Source organism: Streptomyces pinistramenti, from assembly GCF_020564935.1.
Lineage (GTDB): Bacteria > Actinomycetota > Actinomycetes > Streptomycetales > Streptomycetaceae > Streptomyces > Streptomyces pinistramenti.
On the sequence record NZ_JAJCXB010000121.1, the window covers coordinates 1 to 4,004 of the forward strand.

At 75.4% G+C, this 4,004-nt stretch carries 4 protein-coding genes; all 4 read right to left on the reverse strand.

What is annotated here, in order from left to right:
• Positions 1–59 precede the first annotated feature (59 nt).
• Positions 60–797 (reverse strand): MIP family channel protein, encoded by a 738-nt coding sequence (locus LIU39_RS34570; RefSeq protein WP_227050943.1) that lies wholly within the window; start codon positions 795–797, stop codon positions 60–62.
• A gap of 113 nt (positions 798–910) precedes the next feature.
• Positions 911–1,645: an SseB family protein gene (locus LIU39_RS34575; protein ID WP_227050944.1), complete on the reverse strand. Its 735-nt coding sequence runs from the start codon at positions 1,643–1,645 to the stop codon at positions 911–913.
• Positions 1,646–1,697: 52 nt separating this feature from the next.
• Complete coding sequence (gene mycP, locus LIU39_RS34580; protein ID WP_227050945.1) at positions 1,698–2,867, reverse strand: type VII secretion-associated serine protease mycosin; 1,170 nt, start codon at positions 2,865–2,867, stop codon at positions 1,698–1,700.
• Positions 2,864–4,004: hypothetical protein (locus LIU39_RS34585; RefSeq protein ID WP_227050946.1), on the reverse strand; the 1,141-nt coding region annotated here is incomplete at its 5' end. The genes mycP and LIU39_RS34585, both read right to left, overlap by 4 nt.

Consider the following 4,004-nt stretch of genomic DNA (forward strand, 5'->3'; position numbering starts at 1 on the left):
CAGCGAGCCCCGGCCGGGATGAACCGGCCGGGGCTCGCTGCGCGTCCGGGGTGCCGCCGTCAGGGCGTGCGCTCCTTCGCCGCGACCTCGTCGGCGACCAGCCGCGGCTCCAGGGGCGGGTGGGTGAACCGGTGCACCACGGCCGCCAGGGCGCCGCCGAGCAGCGGGGCCACGAGGAACAGCCACAGCTGGGTGATCGCGGCGCCCCCGGCGAAGAGCGCCGGGCCGATGCTGCGCGCGGGGTTCACGGACGTGCCGGTCAGCGGGATGCCGACGAGGTGGACGGTGGCCAGCGCCAGGCCGATCGGCAGGCCGTCGAAGCCGATCACCGCCACCTTGTGTGTCACCCCCAGCACGACGAAGACGAAGAGGAAGGTCAGCACCAGCTCGGTGACGAAGGCGCCGCCGGTGTTGAGATGGACGGCCGAGCGGTCGCCCCAGCCGTTGGTGCCGAAGGACTCGTGGGTCTGCAGGCCCGGGATCTGCTTGGCCACCAGGAAGAGCAGGGCGGCGCCCACGATGCCGCCCAGCACCTGGGAAATCCAGTACTCGACGGCCGTACGGACATCGATCCTGCGGGCCAGCAGCATGCCCATCGTCACCGCCGGGTTGATGTGGCACCCGGAGATCGGACCGAGGGCGTAGGCAAGTGCCAGCATGACGAAACCGAAGGTCAGCGCGATGCCGAAGGTGCCGATGTACTCGCCCGCCAGCACCACAGCGCCGACGCCGAAGAACACCAGGAGCAGCGTGCCGAGGAATTCGGATATGACCGTGCGGGTCTCCGTGGTCTCCATGTGGGCTCTCCTCGCGTGGATCTTGCGCTCTTCTCGCATTGTGGGCCCGGGGAGCGGAACGCGCCCGTTGGCGAGAGGGAGCCCGGCGGCGGGAGGGAGGACCGGGAGGCGGGTCAGCGGCGGTAGAACGGCTCTTCCGCCGGAGCGGCGCCGGGCGGCAGCAGCGCCAGGTCGAGGCCGCGTACGAGCCGGGCGCGCAGGGCGTCGTCCATGGCCAGCGCCTGCGCCAGGCGCTGCGCGACCTCGGCGGTCGCGGCGTCGGGTGTCAGGCCGAGCGCGAGGGTCGCGTCGGTCTCGGCGGAGGGCGCGAGGTGGGCGACGAGGACGGCGGGCTCGGCGGCGAGCAGGGTGCGCAGCGCGTCGGTGACGGCGGGGTCGGTGCGCGGGTCGGCGCTCTGCCGGCCCTCGGCGAGGGCGCGCAGGGCGGCGCCGGTGAGCTGGTAGGTGACCGGGCCCGCCAGGTCGACGACGACGGTGTCGGCCTTTTCGTGCGAGGCGGCGAGCAGCGCCTGCGGGAGCGGCACCGCCACCGGCCGGGCGTCGGGCCGCCAGCGCTTGAGGGTCTCCATCGACGTGAAGGCGGGCAGCGCGCGGCGGCCGTCGGGGGCCTGGAGGGTGGGGACGGCCATGTCGCTGGTCTTCTCGCGGCGCAGGCCGTCGGGGCCCACCTCGCTCTCGCCGAGCACCGCGACGACCGGGACCAGGACGCGGGCGCGGGACAGCGCCGCCAGGAGCCCGGGTTCGGTGCTCCGGTCGTCGTCATAGGCGGCCAGCGCGGCCGCCAGGGCCGGGTCGGCGGAGCCGTCGTCGTCGGAGAAACCGGGGTCCGGAATGTTCTTCTGCGCCACGGGGTGAGCCTAGCGGCCGGGCCGGACGCTGCCGGGGGCGGGTGCGTGCAGGTCAGCGGTGGCCGTGGCGGTCGCGCCAGAGCACGAAGGCGGCGGCCAGCAGCCCCACTCCCACGGCGGCGGCGCTCCAGGGGAGCCAGCCTGCGGAGCCGGACTTCTCGGGCTCGGCGACGGGGCCGTCACCGAAGTAGCGCTCGGCGTGCGCGGCGGGGGCCGGCTTCTGGGCGGTGGGCTCGATGTCGTCGCCTGCCTTGATGGCGGCGGCGGGGTCGACCAGTCCTGCGCCCCGTTCGTCGTCGCGGCCGCCGTCCGGGCGGTCCTGCGCCGTGTCGATCAGCAGCTGCCTGATCTGTGCCGGGCTGAGGTCGGGGTGGGCGGAGCGGACCAGCGCGACGGATCCGGAGACGAAGGCGGCGGCGGCGCTGGTGCCCCAGCCTTCGTAGTACGTGCGGTCGGGGTTGACCGTGACGACCTCTTCGCCGGGCCCGGAGACGGCGGCGTACCAGTGCTTCGTCGAGAACGGGGACCGGGCGCCGTAGCTGTTGACGGCGGTCACGGCGATGACGCCGGGGTAAGCGGCGGGATAGGAGGCACGGTTGCCTTCCTTGCCGCCGTTGCCCGCGGAGGCGACGACCGGTACGCCCTTGCCCAGCGCGTACTGGATGGCGGCGTCCTCGCGGGGTTCGGGGTGTGCGGAGGCGCTGTCGTCGCCGAGCGAGAGGTTGATGACGTCGGCGCCGTGGTCCGCGGCGTAGCGGATGCCGTCGGCGAGTGCGCCGGAGCGTTCGGCGCGGGCGCGTTTGCGCTGCGGGTCGTCGTCTTCGAGGATCACCCGCACCGGCAGGATGCGGGCCTGCGGTGCGACGCCGAGCACGCCGTCGGCGCGTCCGGGACCATGGCCGTGACCTGCGATGATGCCGGCCATTCCGGTGCCGTGGATGGCCCAGGCGGGGTCGCCGGGTGCCGCTCCGAAGCCGACGAGATCACGGTCGGGCAGCACCTGGCCCTTGAGGTCGGGGTGTCCGGCGTCGACGCCGGTGTCCAGGACGGCGACGGTGATGCCGGCGCCCTTGGTGGTCTGCCAGGCGTCCTGGGCGTGGATCGCCTCCAGTGCCCATTCCTGGGCGCGGATGCCGTCGGCGCGGGCCGGTACCGCGGGCAGGACGGCCAGCGCGGCCGAGCCGAGCGCGACGGCGGCGCCGCGCAGCAGGGCTCCGGTCATGACGACGCCTCCGTTGTCCGGGTGATGCTGCCCGATGCCTTGCGGAAGGTGGTCTCGATGCGGTCGGCGAGGTCCTTGGCGTCGTGGCCGAGACCGGCTTCGGCCGGGGCGGTGGTGGCGCCGGCCGCGGTGGCCGCGGTGGCGGGCTGCGGAGTGGCGACCGTGCGCCCGTCGGCGAATCCGGAGACGGCGAAGACGATGACCGGTATGTCGGTGAGCACGCGGATGCTCCAGCTGGCGCGCCGGTCGGGGCCGAAGTCCGCTGCGGGGGTGTTGTCGGCCGGGTACGTACGGGGCATCAGGCCCGCGCGCCGGTCCAGGCCCTGGGTGGTGACGCGGGTGTGCAGGGCCTTGAGGGTGTCCTGGTCGGCCTTGGCGATCTGGGCGCCGACGGTGATGAGGTCGGTGCGGGTGGCGTCGATGTAGGTGGCGCGCAGCAGGCGGGTGCAGCCTGCCGTGGCGAGCACCTTGGCCAGTGGCGGGTCGTAGGCGTCGGCGCAGCCGCCGTCGGGGGCGACGGCGATCCGGGTCCAGCGGCGGTCGGCGCCGCCGGGGCCGATGCCCAATCCGTCGATGGTGCGCGGGAAGAGCGCGTCGACGGGGGTGTTGCGCCAGGCGTCGCGGCCCTTGGCGAAGGTGGCCTCGGCGGTGGGGCGGGTGTCGGTGCCGCCGGTGAGCCAACTCCCGGCCACGGCGCCGCCTATGAGGCCGATGCCGAGGACCAGGCAGATCACGGCGGCGACCGCCCGTGGGGTGGGGCCGTGTGCCGGGACGAGCAGGGAGGTGCGGGGCGGGGCGGGCGTGAGGCGGACGGGCGGGAGCGGGGTGCGGGGGCGGGGCAGTCCTGTGGTGCGGGGGGCGACGGCAGGTTCGGGTGGTGCGCCGGTGGGCGGGGTCGCGGCGCGGGTGCGCGACGCGGCGGTGCCCTCGGCGTTCTCGGCGCAGGTGTCATCGGTGCCCGCGGTCCAGAGGTCCTGGCTGCGGGCGAGGTGGAAGGCGGCGGTGTCGCGGAAGGCGGCGGGCTTGCGGGCGGGCGGTGCGCCCGGGGGTACGGCGGCGCGGGGCGCGCGCTCCGGGCGGGGGGGGGGGGGCGGTGGCGTCCGGGGGCGCGGGGGGGGGCCGGCGGGGGGGGCGGGG